Annotated in this window: 16 protein-coding genes; 9 read left to right on the top strand and 7 right to left on the bottom strand. The window is 57.1% G+C overall.

The genetic code is table 11. From position 1 onward, the window contains the following. Positions 1-10: 10 nt before the first annotated feature. The 6 genes from IG617_RS20745 to IG617_RS20720 all read right to left on the bottom strand — a co-directional run bounded on the left by IG617_RS20745 (position 11) and on the right by IG617_RS20720 (position 5,989). On the bottom strand, positions 11-958 hold the full coding sequence (locus IG617_RS20745; protein ID WP_192111156.1) for an NAD(P)-dependent oxidoreductase: 948 nt from the start codon (positions 956-958) through the stop codon (positions 11-13). Positions 959-1,153: 195 nt separating this feature from the next. After that, positions 1,154-2,482, bottom strand: coding sequence for an extracellular solute-binding protein (locus IG617_RS20740; protein ID WP_192111155.1), 1,329 nt, complete (start codon positions 2,480-2,482; stop codon positions 1,154-1,156). Beyond that, positions 2,479-3,309 carry a carbohydrate ABC transporter permease gene (locus tag IG617_RS20735; protein WP_192111154.1) on the bottom strand — a complete coding sequence of 277 codons (831 nt, stop codon included), beginning with the start codon at positions 3,307-3,309 and terminating at the stop codon, positions 2,479-2,481. Before IG617_RS20735 ends, IG617_RS20740 begins: the two co-directional genes overlap by 4 nt. Further along, complete coding sequence (locus IG617_RS20730) at positions 3,306-4,211, bottom strand: carbohydrate ABC transporter permease (protein ID WP_192111152.1); 906 nt, start codon at positions 4,209-4,211, stop codon at positions 3,306-3,308. Before IG617_RS20730 ends, IG617_RS20735 begins: the two co-directional genes overlap by 4 nt. After that, entirely contained in the window at positions 4,208-5,302 is a 1,095-nt protein-coding gene (locus IG617_RS20725) for an ABC transporter ATP-binding protein (RefSeq protein WP_192111151.1), read from the bottom strand. Before IG617_RS20725 ends, IG617_RS20730 begins: the two co-directional genes overlap by 4 nt. A gap of 51 nt (positions 5,303-5,353) precedes the next feature. Further along, on the bottom strand, positions 5,354-5,989 hold the full coding sequence (locus tag IG617_RS20720) for a TIGR00725 family protein (RefSeq protein WP_209008667.1): 636 nt from the start codon (positions 5,987-5,989) through the stop codon (positions 5,354-5,356). Between the two features lie 62 nt (positions 5,990-6,051). On the opposite strand from IG617_RS20720, the gene IG617_RS20715 reads away from it, so the two are divergent. From IG617_RS20715 to IG617_RS20680, 8 genes are all read left to right on the top strand, one after another. Next, positions 6,052-6,801 carry a DeoR/GlpR family DNA-binding transcription regulator gene (locus tag IG617_RS20715; protein ID WP_192111150.1) on the top strand — a complete coding sequence of 250 codons (750 nt, stop codon included), beginning with the start codon at positions 6,052-6,054 and terminating at the stop codon, positions 6,799-6,801. A 183-nt stretch (positions 6,802-6,984) separates the two neighbouring features. Next, entirely contained in the window at positions 6,985-7,764 is a 780-nt protein-coding gene (locus IG617_RS20710; protein ID WP_192111149.1) for a CmcJ/NvfI family oxidoreductase, read from the top strand. Positions 7,765-7,793: 29 nt separating this feature from the next. Beyond that, positions 7,794-8,762: an LLM class oxidoreductase gene (locus tag IG617_RS20705; protein ID WP_192111148.1), complete on the top strand. Its 969-nt coding sequence runs from the start codon at positions 7,794-7,796 to the stop codon at positions 8,760-8,762. Between the two features lie 14 nt (positions 8,763-8,776). Continuing rightward, a complete protein-coding gene (locus IG617_RS20700; protein ID WP_192111147.1) occupies positions 8,777-9,565 on the top strand; it encodes an SDR family NAD(P)-dependent oxidoreductase in 789 nt (262 codons plus the stop codon). A gap of 324 nt (positions 9,566-9,889) precedes the next feature. Beyond that, on the top strand, positions 9,890-10,876 hold the full coding sequence (locus IG617_RS20695; RefSeq protein ID WP_192111146.1) for a zinc-dependent alcohol dehydrogenase family protein: 987 nt from the start codon (positions 9,890-9,892) through the stop codon (positions 10,874-10,876). Between the two features lie 285 nt (positions 10,877-11,161). Continuing rightward, on the top strand, positions 11,162-12,010 hold the full coding sequence (locus IG617_RS20690) for an enoyl-CoA hydratase/isomerase family protein (RefSeq protein ID WP_192111145.1): 849 nt from the start codon (positions 11,162-11,164) through the stop codon (positions 12,008-12,010). A gap of 263 nt (positions 12,011-12,273) precedes the next feature. Continuing rightward, on the top strand, positions 12,274-13,470 hold the full coding sequence (locus IG617_RS20685; protein ID WP_209008666.1) for a mandelate racemase/muconate lactonizing enzyme family protein: 1,197 nt from the start codon (positions 12,274-12,276) through the stop codon (positions 13,468-13,470). A gap of 281 nt (positions 13,471-13,751) precedes the next feature. After that, positions 13,752-14,369 (top strand): hypothetical protein, encoded by a 618-nt coding sequence (locus IG617_RS20680; protein WP_192111143.1) that lies wholly within the window; start codon positions 13,752-13,754, stop codon positions 14,367-14,369. Positions 14,370-14,500: 131 nt separating this feature from the next. Here the strand turns inward: IG617_RS20680 and IG617_RS21865 are convergent, their stop codons facing one another. Further along, on the bottom strand, positions 14,501-14,635 hold the full coding sequence (locus IG617_RS21865) for a hypothetical protein (RefSeq protein WP_276529844.1): 135 nt from the start codon (positions 14,633-14,635) through the stop codon (positions 14,501-14,503). Between the two features lie 672 nt (positions 14,636-15,307). Between IG617_RS21865 and IG617_RS20675 the strand changes: the two genes are divergently transcribed. After that, positions 15,308-16,327 (top strand): M23 family metallopeptidase, encoded by a 1,020-nt coding sequence (locus IG617_RS20675; RefSeq protein WP_192111142.1) that lies wholly within the window; start codon positions 15,308-15,310, stop codon positions 16,325-16,327. The last annotated feature ends 163 nt before the right edge of the window (positions 16,328-16,490 follow it).

Genomic DNA, 16,490 nt, shown 5'->3' with positions numbered 1-16,490 from the left:
AAGGGCCGCGTCAGCGGCCCTTCGGAACCACTTCGTAGCCAGGCTCTTCCGGCTCGTCGTCGGTCATTTCCGCGGGGAAGCCCGGTGCGAGGACCTGTAGTCCGGTCGCGTCTTCAAGGCGGCGGATGATGTTGGGTGACAGTTCCCGTTCGCCGTAGCGCTCGATCCCGTCGTTGAAGATGTCGATCATCACGGGATTGATGTCGAGGGCAACACCCGCGCGATCCGCAACGCTCTGGAACAGGCCGATGTCCTTCTTCACCAGATCCATGGTGAAGGAGATGTCGCGCGATCCGTTCAGGATCACCTGGCTCTCTGTCTCGTGAGAGAAGCTGTTGCCCGAGGAAATACGGATTGCCTCATAGGCGGTGTTGAGATCCATCCCGGCCGCCTTGCATGTGATCAGGGCTTCACAGCTGGCAAGCAGGTGGGCGGTGGCCAGATAGTTGGTCACGACCTTCAAGACAGACGCGGTCCCAAGATCACCGGTGTGCAGGATCCGCCGCCCCATCAGGGTGAGTGTCGGCAGGATCTGTTCGAAAGTCGCCCGGTCGCAACCGGCGAAGATCGCGATGTTGCCGGTATCCGCACGGTGACAGCCACCCGACACAGGGCAATCAACCGCCGCACCGCCGCGCTCAATCACCGAGGCACCCAAGCGCTGGACTTCTTCCTGGTCCGTGGTGGACATTTCCATCCAGATCTTGCCTTCGGTGACGAACGGCAGCATTTCCTGCATGACAGCGTCGGAGGCGGCAGGTGAGGGAAGGCATGTGATCACGGCGTCACAGTCACGCATCAGCTGGGCGGCATTTTCGGCCGCTTTGGCGCCTCGACCGACAAATTCCTGAACCAGGGCCGGATTGAGATCGTGGACCGTGAGATCCACACCATTGCGCAAAAGGCTGCCGCTGAGTTTTCCACCAACGTTGCCCAGCCCCACAAAACCTATCTTCATTGACTTAATTCCCTCAGGACTCTGACGTTTTGATTGAGTTCAATGTCTAGATTTCAGCTTTTCAGCGAAAGCGAAAACAATGGTTTTGCGGCCTGAGGCTAAACGTCATTTAAGGCTCGGGCGGCTCACCGCCTTGAAACAAAAAAGCACCCCTGCCGGAACAGGGATGCTTCGCTTTCAAACAGGTCAGACAGATTACTTCATGCCGAGCTGGATGCGCAGTGTTTCGGCCAGATCCTTGACAGTCGACTCTGTGTCTGCACCTTCGGCGACTTCGACAAGAGCGGCCGCGATCAGATCCGTCGCAGCAACGCCCTCGGCACCCGGATAGGCGTACCAGGGGCCCGCGTGATTGGCGACCTGCGTGTGTGCGGCAAGCGAGTTCGGGCTGGCTTCGTAGAAGGCGCCCAGATAGGTCTTGTCTTCGATCACCTTGGCGTTGGCCGGCGCATAGCCGGTGTTCTCAACGATGATCTTCTGGCCTTCAGGGCTGGTGACATACTTGATGTATTCCCAGGCGGCTTTCTGCTTTTCCGCATCGTCCGTCAAAAGAGTGATCGCCGAGCCACCTGTCGGGAAGTAGACCTTTTCCATGTCGGTCGCGACAATCGGCGTCGGGTTCACGGTCAGTTCAAACGCATCGCCGGCGCCTTCCTCGAAACGCTTTTGAAGCGAGGAGCTTTCGAACATGATGCCGAGCGTGCCCGCCGGCAGCGCCTGACGTGCTTCGTTCTGGCCATATGGCTTCATGCCAGCTTCCTTGACGAAACGCTGGTAGAGACCGGCAGCCTTCATGCCTTCTTCGCTGTCGAAGGTGATGTCGCTTTCGTCTTCCGTCATCGGACGGCCACCATGGGCTCCGAGCAGGGACTGGAAACGCCAGTCGTGGCGGCCAATCCAGACACCGTCGACATTGTCACCAAGCGCGTCGATCTTGGCAGCCAGCTCAATAACGCCGTCAAATGTGGACGGGAAATCGTCCATGGATCCGCCTGCCTGTTCGACCAGGTTCGGGTTGACGTACATGACCATCGTGGAAGCAGATGTGCCAAGTGCGTGCTGCTTGCCCTCGTAGGAGCCGAGCGATAGCAGAGCAGGTGTGTAACCCATCTCCGCAGCCTTGTCTCCGATGAAGCCGTCCAGAGGCTGGGTCAGGCCACGATCTTCAAGAATGCGCCAGCGGTTGAGGCCGACGTAGGCGACATCAGGCGCAGTGCCGGCAACGGCTTCGCGCAGCAGACGCTGGACGCCATCGGCATAGCCCTCGGCTGGACCATCAAGGGTGATCTTGATGTCTGGATGCTGTTCCATGAAAGCAGCCGCCAGCTTGTCCTGGGTTTCTGCCCAGATGGTCGGGATTGCGTAGTGAACGCGGATTTCGGTTTGCTCGGCGCTTGCGGCGGTCGCCACAAGGGTCAAAGCAGCGGCATAAAACATCGATTTCATATCTTTGAAGCCTCGAAGAATGTTGGAAACATAGGCACGGTTGGGTCCGCGCTTGTGCAGGTGCGTTATGGCGGTCATCCCTTCAGGCCTCCGGTGGCGAGACCCTGGGTGAATTTGCGTTGAGCGAGAAGGAAGGCGATCACGAGCGGTGCGGTGATCAATGTGGCCGCGGCCATCAGTGGTCCGACGTCATCGCCGGACTCCTCGTCGCGAAAGAAAAGAATGCCGCGCGGCGGCGTTGCCAGATCCGGATCGGTGGTGGCGATCAGCGGCCAGAACAGGTCGTTCCAATGAGCCGTGACGGAAAAGATCGCAAAGGCGGTCGCGGCGGGCATGGCGAGCGGAAAGGCGATGCGCCAGACAATCGCGGTCTCGCTGAGCCCGTCGACTCGGGCCGCGTCGAAGAGATCGGCCGGGATCTGGGACAGAAACTGGCGGAACAGGAAGATCCCGAAGGCCGTTGGCACAAAGGGCAGGATCAGTGCCCAATAGCTGTTGAGGATGCCGATCTGCGCAAAACCGAGGAAAACCGGAATGGCGGTTACATGGAATGGAACCAGAAGCGCAGCCAGAATCAACCCAAAGAGAGCTGTTCGGCCCTTGAAGGTGCGATGGGTCAGGGCGAAGGCGCAGGGGACCGCAAAGAGGATCTGAAAAAAGAGGATCCCGGCCGTCACGATCACGCCGTTCAGCAGATACCGCGGGACATCGGTCTCGGTCAGTGCCTTGACGTAGTTCTGCCATTCGAGGCGTGAGGGGATCAGTTGAAACGTCGCGCTGAAGATTTCGTCCTGAGGCTTCACAGACAGTGAGAGCATCCAGATGAACGGCAGCAGGATGGCGAATGCCCCCAGGAGCAGGAGTGCAAGCGACGCCAATCGCCCAAGTGCGCGCGAAGCGGTCATCGGTAGTGCACCCTCCGCTCGACAAGGCGGAACTGGATCAGCGTGAGGGTCAGGAGCACCGCGAAGAACACCATGGTGATGGCGCTGGCATAACCGGCCTTGAAGTAGATGAAGCCCTCTCTGTAGAGCGCGTAGACCAATGTGTCGGAGGCAAAGGCCGGACCGCCCTTGGTAAGCGTGGCCACAGTCTCGAAGACCCTGAAGGCATTGGTTGCCGTGATCACCAGCACGAAGAGCGTCGTGGGACCAAGCAGGGGCCAGGTGACGGTCCAGAACCGCGACCAGTTGCCTCCGGCACCATCGATCTCTGCCGCATCATAAAGGTCTGCCGGAATGGCTGCGAGACCGGCCAGAAACAGGACCATATTGTAACCGATGCTCTGCCAGATACCGATCACCGCGAGCGTGTAAAGGACAAGCCCACGGTCGCTGAGCCAGTTCTGCGGCGTTCCGCCGATCGCAATTAGCGTCTGGTTGACGACGCCCAGGGATGGGTGAAGCATCATCTGCCAGGACACGGACATGGCAACGAGCGTCGCTGCAACGGGCAGAAAATAAACCGAGCGCAGGACATTCGAGAGGCGAGGGGCCCAGTCCGACATCCGGAAGAGGCCGACGGCCACCAGAAGGCCGAAGCCCACAGAGACGGGAATGACGATGGCGGCGTAGATCAGCGTATTCGTGATTGCGCGCCGGCCCAGCGTCGAGCCGAAGAGCTTGCCGTAATTGTCGAGACCGACCCAGCCAAAACTCCGGGCGCCGAATTGATAATCTGTCAGGGACAGGACCGCGACAATGGTCACCGGCACGAAGATGAAGGCGAGCAGGGCCAGGGTCGCCGGGCCGGCAAGCCAGGCATTGGTCAACGTGCTGCGCAAAGTGGGAGAAATCGGCCGCATCATGCGCCCTCCGCGCAAAGTCTCTGGCCACTGTTCGGATCAAAAAGGTGGACGCGGTTCGGCGTCACCTCGAGTTTGATTTCCGTTCCTGGCGTCGGCGCGGCGTAATCACCTGCAGCGATTGCGGTGAGTTGCTTGCCTTTGGCCGTGCGCAGCCCGAGGATTGTTTCGGATCCAAGGAACTCTACGGTCTCAAGGTGCGCTCCGAATTGACCTGTCGAAGACGGTGCAAGATGCTCTGGCCGCACGCCCGAAACGGCGCTTGGTGCCTGTGCGCGCAAGCCGGTCCAACCGTCCTCGGGGCGGAAGAAATTGATCGAATTGGCTCCGATGAAACTTGCGACCTCCATCGTGGCTGGCCGGTCATAAAGATCGCGGGGACTTCCTGCCTGCGCCACCTTGCCCTTGATCATGACGATGATCTGGTCGGCCATCGCCATGGCTTCGGCCTGATCATGGGTGACATAGACGAAGGGTTTTTCTGTCCGCTTGTGGAGCGCTACCAGCTCGGCGCGCATTCTGACCCGCAGCCGCGCATCAAGATTGGAAAGCGGCTCGTCGAGCAGAAACAGCACCGGATCGCGCACCAGTGCGCGCCCAAGGGCAACGCGTTGCTTCTGCCCACCGGAGAGACTGTTTGGCTTTCGGCTCAGCACTTCGGAAAGACCGAGGCTTTCTGCAGTCGTTTCCACCGTCGACCGGATCAGGCGCCGCGCCTCCGCACTTCCCGGGACCAGCTGGCCGACAACAGGAAAGCGCCCGAGTGCGCCGAGGTGGCGCATGGTCAGCGGCAGGGCGATGTTCTGGAACACCGTCAAATGCGGATAGAGCGCGTAGGACTGAAACACCATCGCGACGTTGCGCTCATAGGCGGTTCTGTCGGCAACATCCACCCCACGCAACAGCACTTCGCCGTCGCTCGGACGGTCTAGCCCGGACATGATCCGCAAGGTTGTGGACTTGCCGCAGCCCGATGCACCAAGAAGAGCGGTGAAGCTGCCTTCCACAATTGTGACGTCCACCGCGTCCAGGACCATTGATTGATCGAAGCGCCGGGTGACGGCTTTCAATTCCATTGCAGCTTGTCGGGTCATGTCAAATGTGCCGTATGTAAGAGATCTTACAAATAGGAGCGTTCGATGTAACTAGTGTGACAGTGGGATGCGGGCGAACAGCCTCTCGGCCATGGTCTCCATGGCTTCGTCCGCGCTCTCGACGGGCAAGAGGCCGTCGACATGGGGCGCGCCCTTAAGGCCGATCACCGGCTTGCTGAAATGAAGGCCATATGCAATTTCGGTCATCGTGCCGTAAGAGCCACCAACCGCGATGAGGACCTCGCAGGATTTGGCGATGATCATGTTGCGGCCTTCGCTCAATCCGGTTGCTATGGGCAGCGAGATGAAGGGGTTGGCCTCATGCCAGTCATGATCAGGCAAGAGGCCCACAGTTAGCCCACCTGCTTCCAGGCATCCCTTGGCCGCAGCCTGCATGACGCCGCCTTTGCCACCGCAGATCATCGTGAGAGTCAATTGCCCCAGGCGGGCGCCAATTTCCTCTGCCATGGACAGTTGTTCCAGGGTTGCCTCACGCGGACCGATGACACCGATCGGGATCTGGCGCATGTGTCCGTTAGCTTTCAGGGCCAATAGCCCGTCGAGTGGTGTGATCGCGGGAGCAGCAGCCGGGACGTCCTCTGGCATCCAGCTCCAGGTCCAGGGATCCAGGCGGCCATTGGCGCTGTAAATGGCATTGTCATGGAAAAAATAGTCTGAGGGGCCCATTGGCGTCTTTCGTCATTTTATGTAAGATAACTTACAAATTGACATTGGAAGCTGACAGTTTGATGAACCAGTTGCCATCGCTACCGGCCTTTACGGAGCGCCAGAGCCGAATTATCGCGCTGACCGAAAGCCAAGGGTTCGTGACCATCGAACGTCTTGCGGACGAGTTCGGGGTTTCGGCTCAGACAGTCAGAAGAGACATCATCGCTTTGGCCGAAGCCGGCCGTCTGCAGCGGTTTCATGGCGGCGCTGGTGCGATTGGCGAAACGGAAACCCTTAGGCTGGACCACAGCCAGAAAGAACGTGTCGCCATTGACGGCAAGCTGGCGGTCGCTCGCCAAGCCTGCGCGCGCGTGCCGGATGGCGCTAGCCTTTACCTGGATGTCGGCACCACCATCGAGTACACGGCAAAACAGCTGAATGCCCGAAGTGGATTGAAGGTTTTCACCAACAGCCTGAGGGCGGCGCTTGCTTTTGATCCAGGCCGCCATGAGGTCACAGTGCTCGGCGGGCGCATGGCTGGCAAGGACGGATCTCTCGTGGGCGAGGAAATCGTCATGATGCTGACCGGCCTGACCCTGGATTTCGCGCTGATCGCTTGTTCGGCCATCGATGAGCGCGGCAGGGTCATGGATTTTGACATGTCCAAGATTGCGGTCAAGAAAGCGGCCATGGCCGCGGCCGAAAACAGTCTCTTGCTGGCAACGCCGTCGAAGTTCGGGCGCACCGCGCTGTCGACCGTTGCGGCCCTCGACGACTTCACCCATGTGCTGACGGGTCAGAAGGATGAAGAGGCCTCCCGCCAGACCTGAGCGCTCATTAAGTCGCGCAAGGCGGTAGCTCCATTATATCCAATTGCCGAATTATGATTTCCAGATCGTCCGGTTTTCATTTCTTTTGCGATAAATAACTTTGCGCTGAGACCTTGATACGGCGTGACCGAGCCTTGCTCTGTCGTCCGCCGCGCCAAAGGACACAGTGGAAAGAGGCCAAAGATGTCACGCACCGGAATTGTAAACTATCACGTTCACAAGCCTGAACGTCAGGCGTTTCAAATCGATGCCGGTGGTGTTGCCGGCAAGATGGTGGCGCCAGAGCTGGTCGCGACCGAAGTTCCCCTCCAGGATCTTCGCCTTGAAGAAACGACCGTCTCATTCGATCAGGATGGCGTCGGTTTCATGCGCTATCCGACCAATGTTACGTCATTTTCCGGGGGCAAGGAGTGGGCGCAGGTCTACGACCGCGAGCTCAAGGACCTGCTCGACCGGGAGATCGGCGCGAAGGAGGCCGTGGTTTTCGACCACACCATTCGCGTCGATGATCCCGGTTCAGATCGCAAGCCTGCGCGCAACGTGCACAGTGACTACAGCCCGGAGGGAGCCGAACAGAGGCTTGCCGACATTCTGGGGGACGAGAAGGCCGCTGAATGGAGCAGGGGGCACTACGCCTTCATCAATGTCTGGCGTCCGCTCGAAAATCCGATCAACAGCGCGCCTCTTGGCTTCGTGCGCCCGTCGTCTGTCTCGGAAAGAGACTGGATCCTTCTGGATCTGATTTATCCGAACCGCCGGGGTCAGATCATGGGACTGGCGGCGAATGATCATCACGAGTGGATCTACAGCTCGCGCATGCGCCCGGATGAAGTTGTCTATTTCAACATATTCGACAATCGCGGACGGCCTTCCGTCGGTCACAGCGCGATCGATGTCACCGAAGATCCGGACACCAAGACCATTCGCAAGAGCCTGGAAAGCCGAACCCTTGTTCGCTTCTAGATCAGTGGCTTTAACCAGAGAGATTTGAGATGCTGGACAATCCGTCTGAGAGCACCTTCGCGCAGATCAACAAGGCCTATAATTCGGTGTTTCAGCCAGGTCGGCTGTCCGTCGGTCTTGTCGTGCCGCTTGAAACCTATGACCAAAGCGCCGTCCCGACCATGGACCAACATCTGGAGCGGGCAAAGCTTGCAGATGACCTCGGGTTTGGCGCGCTCTGGTTGCGGGATGTTCCCTTTAACGTGCCCAGTTTTGGCGATGCGGGACAGATCTATGACCCCTTCGTTTATCTCGGCGCTCTGGCCGCCAGCACACAGACCATCGCGCTGGGTGTCGCCAGCATCGTTCTGCCGCTTCGGCATCCTGCGCATGTGGCCAAAGCGGCCGCCTCTGCCGATGCCATCTCGGGTGGTCGTCTTTTGCTTGGCGTTGCCTCCGGCGATCGCCCCGAGGAATATCCGGCCCTGGACATGGGCTTTGACGATCGAGGCAAGCGGTTTCGCGACGCGGTTGACTACATCCGCGCAGTCGGCAGGAGCTATCCGGAGTTCGAAAACAGCTTTGGATCTGTGTCTGGCGGCATCGACATGTTGCCCAAACCCACCGGAGCGCGGTTGCCGCTGCTGATCACCGGAGGCAGCCGGCAGGCGCCGGATTGGGTGGCTCAAAATGGCGATGGCTGGATGACCTATCCACGCGATGCCCTGTCACAGGCCAAGGTGGTGGCGGACTATCGGCGCCGGGTCGCCGATTCCAGCCCGCAGGACAAGCCGGTCATGCAGTCGCTTTATATCGATCTTGTGGATGACCCGGATGCCGCGCCGCGTCCGATCCACCTGGGCTTTCGGTCCGGGACGAGCTTTCTGCGCCAGTATCTGAACGAGATACAGGCGCTCGGCGTCAATCACGTTGCACTGAACCTGCGGTTCAACACCGCTGACATTGAAACGACCATGAAACGTCTGGCGGATGAAATCCTGCCCGACTTCTCCAGCTGACAAAGGCAAGACTGATGACCAAGACCATATTGATTACCGGTGCGACCGACGGCATTGGCCTTTTGACGGCAGAAGTGCTGGCAGCAGAAGGCCACCTCATTCTGCTCCACGGTCGAAATGCCGCCAAACTTGAACAGGCGCAAAACAAGGTCGGTGGCCGCTCCGAAATCTATCTCGCCGACATGTCGCGGCTTGCGGATGTAAACCGTCTGGCAGACGAGATCCTGGCGAAGCATGACCATATCGATGTCGTCATAAACAATGCAGGCGTTTACAAGACGCCGGCTCCCCAGACGGATCAGGGCTTAGACACACGGTTTGTCGTCAACACCATCGCACCCTACGTGCTCACCCGCCGACTGCTGACCGCGATGTCACCTGAGAGCCGGGTGGTAAACCTGTCTTCAGCGGCTCAGGCGCCCGTGGATATCGCCGCGCTGAAGGGTCAAAAGCGGCTGAGCGATATGGAAGCCTATGCGCAAAGCAAGCTTGCCATCACCATCTGGACGCGGGAAATCGCCAAGGAAATGCCCGAAGGCCCTGTTTTCATCGCCGTCAATCCTGGCTCCTTGCTGGCGTCAAAGATGGTGCGTGAGGGCTTCGGCATGGCTGGCAATGATCTTGGGATTGGCGCAGAGATCCTCTCAAAAGCGGCTCTCTCGCCAGATTTCGCGCAGGTGTCCGGCAAGTATTTCGATAATGATTCAGGCCGTTTCGCCAATCCGGAGCCGAGCGCGATGAAGGAAAAAACCGCAGCATCCGTCATGGCGGCCATCGAGGAGCTCACCAGCAAGGTGGCTTGAACCAGGCTAACCGGGTCGACGCCGCTCGCGGGCTGTGGGGCCCTGCAAGAACATTCGAACCCCACTCGCGAACCGATCTTTTGCCTTCCACTCACGTCAATTCAGATCCTTTCGGCTTCTGGGTTGGCGGCGAGTTGGAAGGCATACTCATTTTAAGGGCAGCAATAGGCCTTTGGAAACCGTGTTTTCTATTCGCCTGCAGCGTTCGACTTCTATTGCGGAATTTATATCGAAAAACGGAATACTGAAACCAATTTGAGCCAGCTTTTGGCGGTTCGGACAGTGAATTAGGTAGGGGGTACCGAAACCCCACGGAGATGTCCGATGAAATCGATGATCCTCAATTCCTATGGCGACGATGCGAAGTTTGAAGTTGCAGACGTTGCCGAACCAACCTTGAAACCAGGTCATGTGGTCGTGCGGATCGCCGCCACAAGCGTGAACACCGTCGATACGATGATCCGCCAGATGGGCTCGGACCTGCCGCTGTCACCGGATCTTCCCGCGATCCTCGGCATGGATTTCGCCGGCACCATCACCGAAGTCGGTGAAGGTGTGACTGGCTTTGCCGTCGGCGATGAGGTCTATGGCTGCGCAGGTGGCCTGGCGGACCTTCAGGGCGCGCTTGCCGAATACATGCCTGCTGACGCTCGCCTGATCGCGCATAAGCCGAAGTCCCTCACCATGAAGGAAGCCGCTGCTCTGCCGTTGGTCGGCATTACGGCCTTTGAAGGCCTGCAGCGCGCGGGGATTGCTGCGGACAAGAAAGTCCTGGTCCAGGGCGGTGCTGGCGGCGTCGGGCATATTGCCATTCAGTTGGCCAAACACTTCGGCGCGGACGTCTATGCCACCGGGACCGGTGAAAAGCAGATCTCGGCCATCGAGGGCTTTGGCGCCACAGCCATCGATTTCATGAACGAGAAGATCGCTGACTATGTTGGCAAACACACAGGCGGTGCCGGTTTCGAAGTGATCTTCGATTCTGTCGGAGGAGCCAACCTGACCAATTCCTTTGAAGCTGCGGCGCTCAACGCAAATGTGGCCACCACGGTGTCCCTGCTGGAACTGGATCTGACGCCGGCGCACTTCAAGGGCCTGTCCCTGCACGTGATCTTCATGCTGATCCCCATGCTTTATGACCACAAGCGTGAAGATCATGGCGCCATTCTCGCCCGTCTCGCAGAGATCGCAGACAAGGGCGCGCTGAAGCCGATTGTGGACGAAGTGTCTTTCGGTCTCGAAGAGGTCGGCGCTGCCTATGAGCGGCTGCTGAGCGGCAAGGCCATCGGCAAGGTCGTCATCGAGCTCTAAGGTTCAGACCTGCTGCACTGATCAGGGGAGCGCGAAGCGACGGGCGGTAAAGTCTGGACCGCTTCGCGCTCTTCTGGTTGGCGCGTTGGAAAATGTCCTCTGGATGTTCTGATTATATCCAAAATACGGATACAGAACCGAAATTCGGTTAGTTTTATTAGTGTAGGAAGAAAAATAGCTTCTCTCTCAGTGAAACACGCGGTGGCCGCGGTTTCACGCATCCACAAGACACCGGCCTCTGTCCATCACGGCGCAGACGCGGGATCCAGAGAGTGAGGACTTCCAATGGACTACGATAATTTCACGACATTTGACGTCAAGATTGATAGCGGCATTGCCTGGGTGACCTTCGATTACGGGGAAGTCAACATCCAAGGCCTTCCCATGCTCGCCGACCTGAACACTCTGGCTCAAAAGCTGGAAGCCGATGACACCATTAAGGTGGTGGTCTTTCAGTCCGCTAACCCGGAAATATTCGTCGCCCATGCGGACACCAATTTCCTGAAGGACATGTCCGGGAAGGCCGTCGCACGGGACGAGGTCAAGCTCCTGGACTTGCAAGTGGTGCTTGAGCGCATCAGCCGCCTGCCGCAGGCAACCATTGCCAAGATCGAAGGCTTTGCCCGCGGCGGAGGTCATGAATTCGCTCTGGCCTGCGACATGCGGTTTGCCGCCCGCGGCAAGGCGAAGTTCATGCAGATGGAAGTCGCCATGGGCATTCTGCCCTGCGGTGGTGGTGCATCGCGCATGGCGCGCCAGGTCGGTCTTGGCCGCGCCCTGGAAATCGTTCTGTCCGCCCGTGATTTCGATGCCGATCAGGCCGAATTCTACGGAACGATCAATCGCGCATTTGAGCCTGAAGAGATTGGACCCTTTGTGGAAGAGCTCGCCAGGCGCATCGCGCTTTGGCCATCTGCCTCGATCAATGCCAGCAAACAGGCGGTCTATGAATCCATCGACGCGCCGATCGAGGATGCTTTGCGGGCAGAAGCCTATTGGCTTTACCAGGCCACCAGCCAGACGCCGGCGCTCAAGCGGTTCAAATGGGCCGATGAGCAGGGCGCGCAATTCGACATGAACAACCAGCGCGCCTGGAGTGATCTGGTCGTCGGCATTCAGGACATCAACGACTAAGCCCACATGAGACCAGCTGCCCGTGCCCAGCACCGCCTGAAATCACCCAGTTGAACTGGCTGGTTCAGGCAGAGCAGGCGCGGGCAGCACATTCTTGGAAAGTCGTGAGCGCGCCAATGCGGCGACATGATTGGTCTGTGAAAAATGCGAAAATGGATATATCGACCAATCCATTTTCTTCCTAGCATTCCATCCAACAGGGCCTGTTCTTGAGGTGCCCGGCGAGATCACGAATTGTCAGAAAATCTCTGAAAGGGCCGAATATGCAAGTGCTGGACCGAGTCGAACTCTACCTGGTGAAAACGCCCTTGCCAGCACCGCATACGCCATCATGGATCCCAGGAACGGTCAGAACCCATGTCTCGATGTATATCGTCCGGTTCATCACCGACGATGGTGTCGAAGGGTGGAGCGGGTTTCCGGCTGCCGGACGTGAACGTGCCGGACTTGGTGATCTGCTTGCGAGCCTTTTCCTCGGCCAGGATGCCGGCGACATCGACAACCTCGCCGAGCGCATCCAGATCATGGCCGCAGGCGGCAATTTCAACTGGTGGCTCGAGCCAGCATTCTGGGACATCAAGGCAAAGACGGCAGGCCTTCCACTCTACAAATATCTCGGCGGAACCGACGACCATCTCAAGCTCTATGCATCATCGGGAGAGCTGCGAGACACTCATGCACGTCGCGAGGAAGCCGAAGCGCGGCTGGCCGAGGGTTTTGACACGATGAAAATGCGTGTTCATGACTTTGATGAAGCCGTTGATATCGAGCATATTTCCGACGCAGCCAGCTATATGCAGGGAAGAATGAAGATCTCGGTCGACTGCAATCAGGCTTTCCGGTTGACCCAGAACGGCGATGCGCCGCTCTGGTCGCTCGAGCGTGCCAAGCGCTTCGTCGATGCGGCCGCCGACGTCGGACTTGCCTGGGTGGAAGAGCCGCTGTTCGGGGAATGGCATGAGGAAATTGCCCAGCTGACAACGCATTCCCGTGTTCCCGTCGCCGGTGGTGAGCTTCATGTCATGGGCTACCGGGAGCTGGCGCGCATGCTGAAAATGGGCTGCTACAATATCTATCAGCCCGATGCCATGTGGGCCGGCGGCATTTCACAAAGCCTCAAGGTCGCAGCTCTTTGCCGGGAGCAGGGACTGAAGTTCACGCCTCATTGCTGGTCAAATGGCTTTGGCTTCATTGCAAACGCACATGTCTTCGCCGCAAGCGGCTTCGCCGCAGAGGCGCTCTTTGAGTATCCGGTTTCACCGCCGGGCTGGATCCCGGAAGGCCGCGACCTGATCTTCACGCAGCCATTCCTGCACGAAAATGGTGGCTTCAACATGCCGCAGACGCCTGGCCTCGGTTTCGAGATCGATCAAGCAAACCTGGCGAAATACGGCCGCTGTTTCTTCAAGGCCAGTCGCAAGAGCACCCACTGGATGCCCGAGGTGCTCGCAGATCTGTGAAGCGTTGTCTGAATTGCAAATCGCTATGGAGCCAGCCGGCTTCTATTTGTGATGCGGCTCAGCTTTAAAAGTTCTCGGTCGGGCTGATCGGCTGGAGCGATACACGGCAACCGGTATAGGGTTGTCGCCCTTGCACCAGCTTATGCGTGGCGAACTTTCAAGTAAGCTTATTTTAGTGAAGGGGCAAGTCAGCTTTCGCGAGCCAGTTGATCAGTAGTTAATCGATATGGAAGATTGGCCGATGACGATTGTCGACGGTCAATCCTTCCAGACGGTAACAGATGCAGAGAACAGTCAATCACCTCATGGATAATGTCATTCCAGCGATTGAAGAGTATGCTGATGCCGAATTGGCACTGAGCCGAGCTTTCCACGCTTCCACAAACAAGAATGATCCGCAGAATTGGCAGATCGAGGCGGCGGGAGCGATACGATCGGCATCGAACGCAGCCGTCGCGATAGATGGATTGACCGATCGGGCAACTAGAGAATCAGACAAAAGTAAAACCCAGATAAGAAAGGAGTTGCGCAACCTGTGTAACTTCGGCGTTGGCGGTTATCTGAGGGAGGGGGCTCATGACCGCGTGCGTGGTGTTGCGAGTGTTTACAAACACGACGAGGCGCAAGACGCCACAATACCTCTCAATTCGTCTGATGATGTCTTAGCAGTCGGTCTGGGCTTTGGATTTGATGCATACGGCGTTGGCAAATATAGTGGACCAGAGGTCTTGGTGGGACAAACGGCGGGGAACCAAAGCAAATTCATGGGTGATGTGGTCGCTGCTGTTTGTGCTTGGTTCCAACTGCTGAGCACAGAAGGCGCGGTTCTCCCAGAAAAGCCAGTAAAGGTTATCAACGTCATGGTTCACAGTGGTGCTTCAGACGAACAAAAACGATAGGAAAACTCACGAGCCGAGCGTCAAATGGGTTGTAAGGATCCCAGCTCACTGCCGACACTTAGTGAACTCGGAGCACCGGGATATCGTATAGTCGGACATTGTTGCCATCCATAATGCGGAGAGGCCGGATCTTAAAGCTCGATGATCTGATTGAGCGGTTGGGGCGGGAATATGTAGTCTTCAACCAGACCCGGAACGACTTCGGCCGGAACCCTCAGTTTGATCACGCCGAACGCGGTCAGCGCAGCAGCTCTATCACCCTCCACCCGCCGACGTGATCGTCTAGCGTGGGATTGGGTAAGCGTTTATGTTTCTTTCGATTGTTGTTCAAAATGCCGGTAAATCGAACTGTTTGCGATAGGTGAGTAACAAATTGAATGCCAAACGAAGTTGCGCGCAATATGTAACGCGCAAGAACGGTTGGCGCTAAGAGCAATTCCGGGAACATCTGGGATTTTCCGATAATTGGCGATAATCGGTCACTCCTAGCGGGCCGTGGAGAAACGGCCGCGCAACTTCAATTGGCACGCACAGGATGGACCGAGGGCGTTTCTTAAACTGCCATTTGAAAAAAGCACCTGAAATCAGTAGTCGCGAAAGTCCGACCAGGGAACTGTAAGAGCTCTTGCTGGTGCAAGTTCCCGCCTTGGATTTCTTTCGGAATTTCTACGGTTTGCAGAAAAGAGGAGACGGCTGCGTGGCAGCTTAGGTGGGAACCGTAGTGTCCGGACATTCAGTGGGCCCCACAACGCAAATGGGCCCCCGGTCTCCTTGCCTCAAAATGAGGAAAGAAGGCGTCTACAAAACTAGGGGCTATTCAGTGCATTCGGGGGTGGGGCGAAATTTCTACCAAGATTTGATTGAAAAAATTTGCAAAAGCCAATTTACTTGCAATCATTGATTGTTTGTTTTTAATTTGTAAACAAGGATGATTTGCCATGCCCTTTTCACCTGTATCTGTGGATCTGAAAGGCGAGCGAATTTCATCCAAGTTTGGTGAGATGCGCGATGGCTGCCCCCATAAAGGCATCGATATCACAAGCTCGAAGCAGAAACAGATTTTTACCGCAGGTGTATTCGGTACGGTCGGGCGTCCAACTGGGACCGGTGATTGGGGAACAATAACGGTGCATCCATTGCATGCACCGAGCGATCGAATTCAGTATTTACACTGTAGCTCTATCGCGGTTTCGCCAGGGCAAAGAGTGGTCCCGTGGAGCGTTCTCGGAACAACGGGGGACACTGCCCCACCCAACACTGGGATTACAGGAATACATCTGCATCTACATGTAGAAACAAGTGGCACCGGACCTAGCTGCTGGAAGGACCGGTTTTTTGTTGATCCAGAAAAATATCCAACGCCAGATGCCTTTCGAGGTCAGTGGCGTAATCAGTACTCCCAACAGCAGGGCCCATTATATGTCGAATATGATAATACCCTTGTAATTCAAAACTCGTTGACAAAAGGACGGGCAGGCTTCGCCCGCGCAACTGTAAAGGCCTCCGCACAAGGGTGCACATGGGTTTTTCATTTTGGCTGGGAGCTAAATGTTGTGGCTCATGAGCTCAATGGAACACTTGGTGTGACGTCACGCAACGGGACTCAAAATCGTCCGGTTTCATGTGGCATCACTGGCGGGTGGCAGGCCGTGGATGGCGAAGGGCATCTAAAGCTAGAAAGCGCTTCCACGATGTCCATCGTAGGAAACGGTCCGATCAACGGGGTTTATAATCGAGTGTCCAGTTTCGCCCCAACTTCTCCAGTACTCGAACCATTAATCTCCCCTGAGGACGGGCTGCCTTTCTTGGCTACAACAAAGTCAGAAATTGGCGGCGACTTTGACTTTTTTGAGCAACTGACTTCGCAAGACATTTTTGAAGCACAGTTTGAGAAGCGGTATCTGATGAGCGCATCTAACGCCGATCGTGACTTGTATTTTGGTGCGCTGTCTCGCTAACAATTGATCGCCCTGCTGAATGCGAGAAAGCTTTCCGAACAACTTAAATTTTTGAAAGTGCGCTTGTTGCTGCTGGTTGCCCCCTCATCACCAGTAGACGTTGGATTGAATAGGCCTTAGATTTGTAAACGCCTTCCTTCCTAAATTTGAGGTGAGGGGGCCG

The organism is Roseibium polysiphoniae (assembly GCF_014842925.1).
In the GTDB taxonomy this organism is placed as follows: domain Bacteria; phylum Pseudomonadota; class Alphaproteobacteria; order Rhizobiales; family Stappiaceae; genus Roseibium; species Roseibium polysiphoniae.
This window is presented reverse-complemented; position numbering and strand designations above follow the sequence as displayed.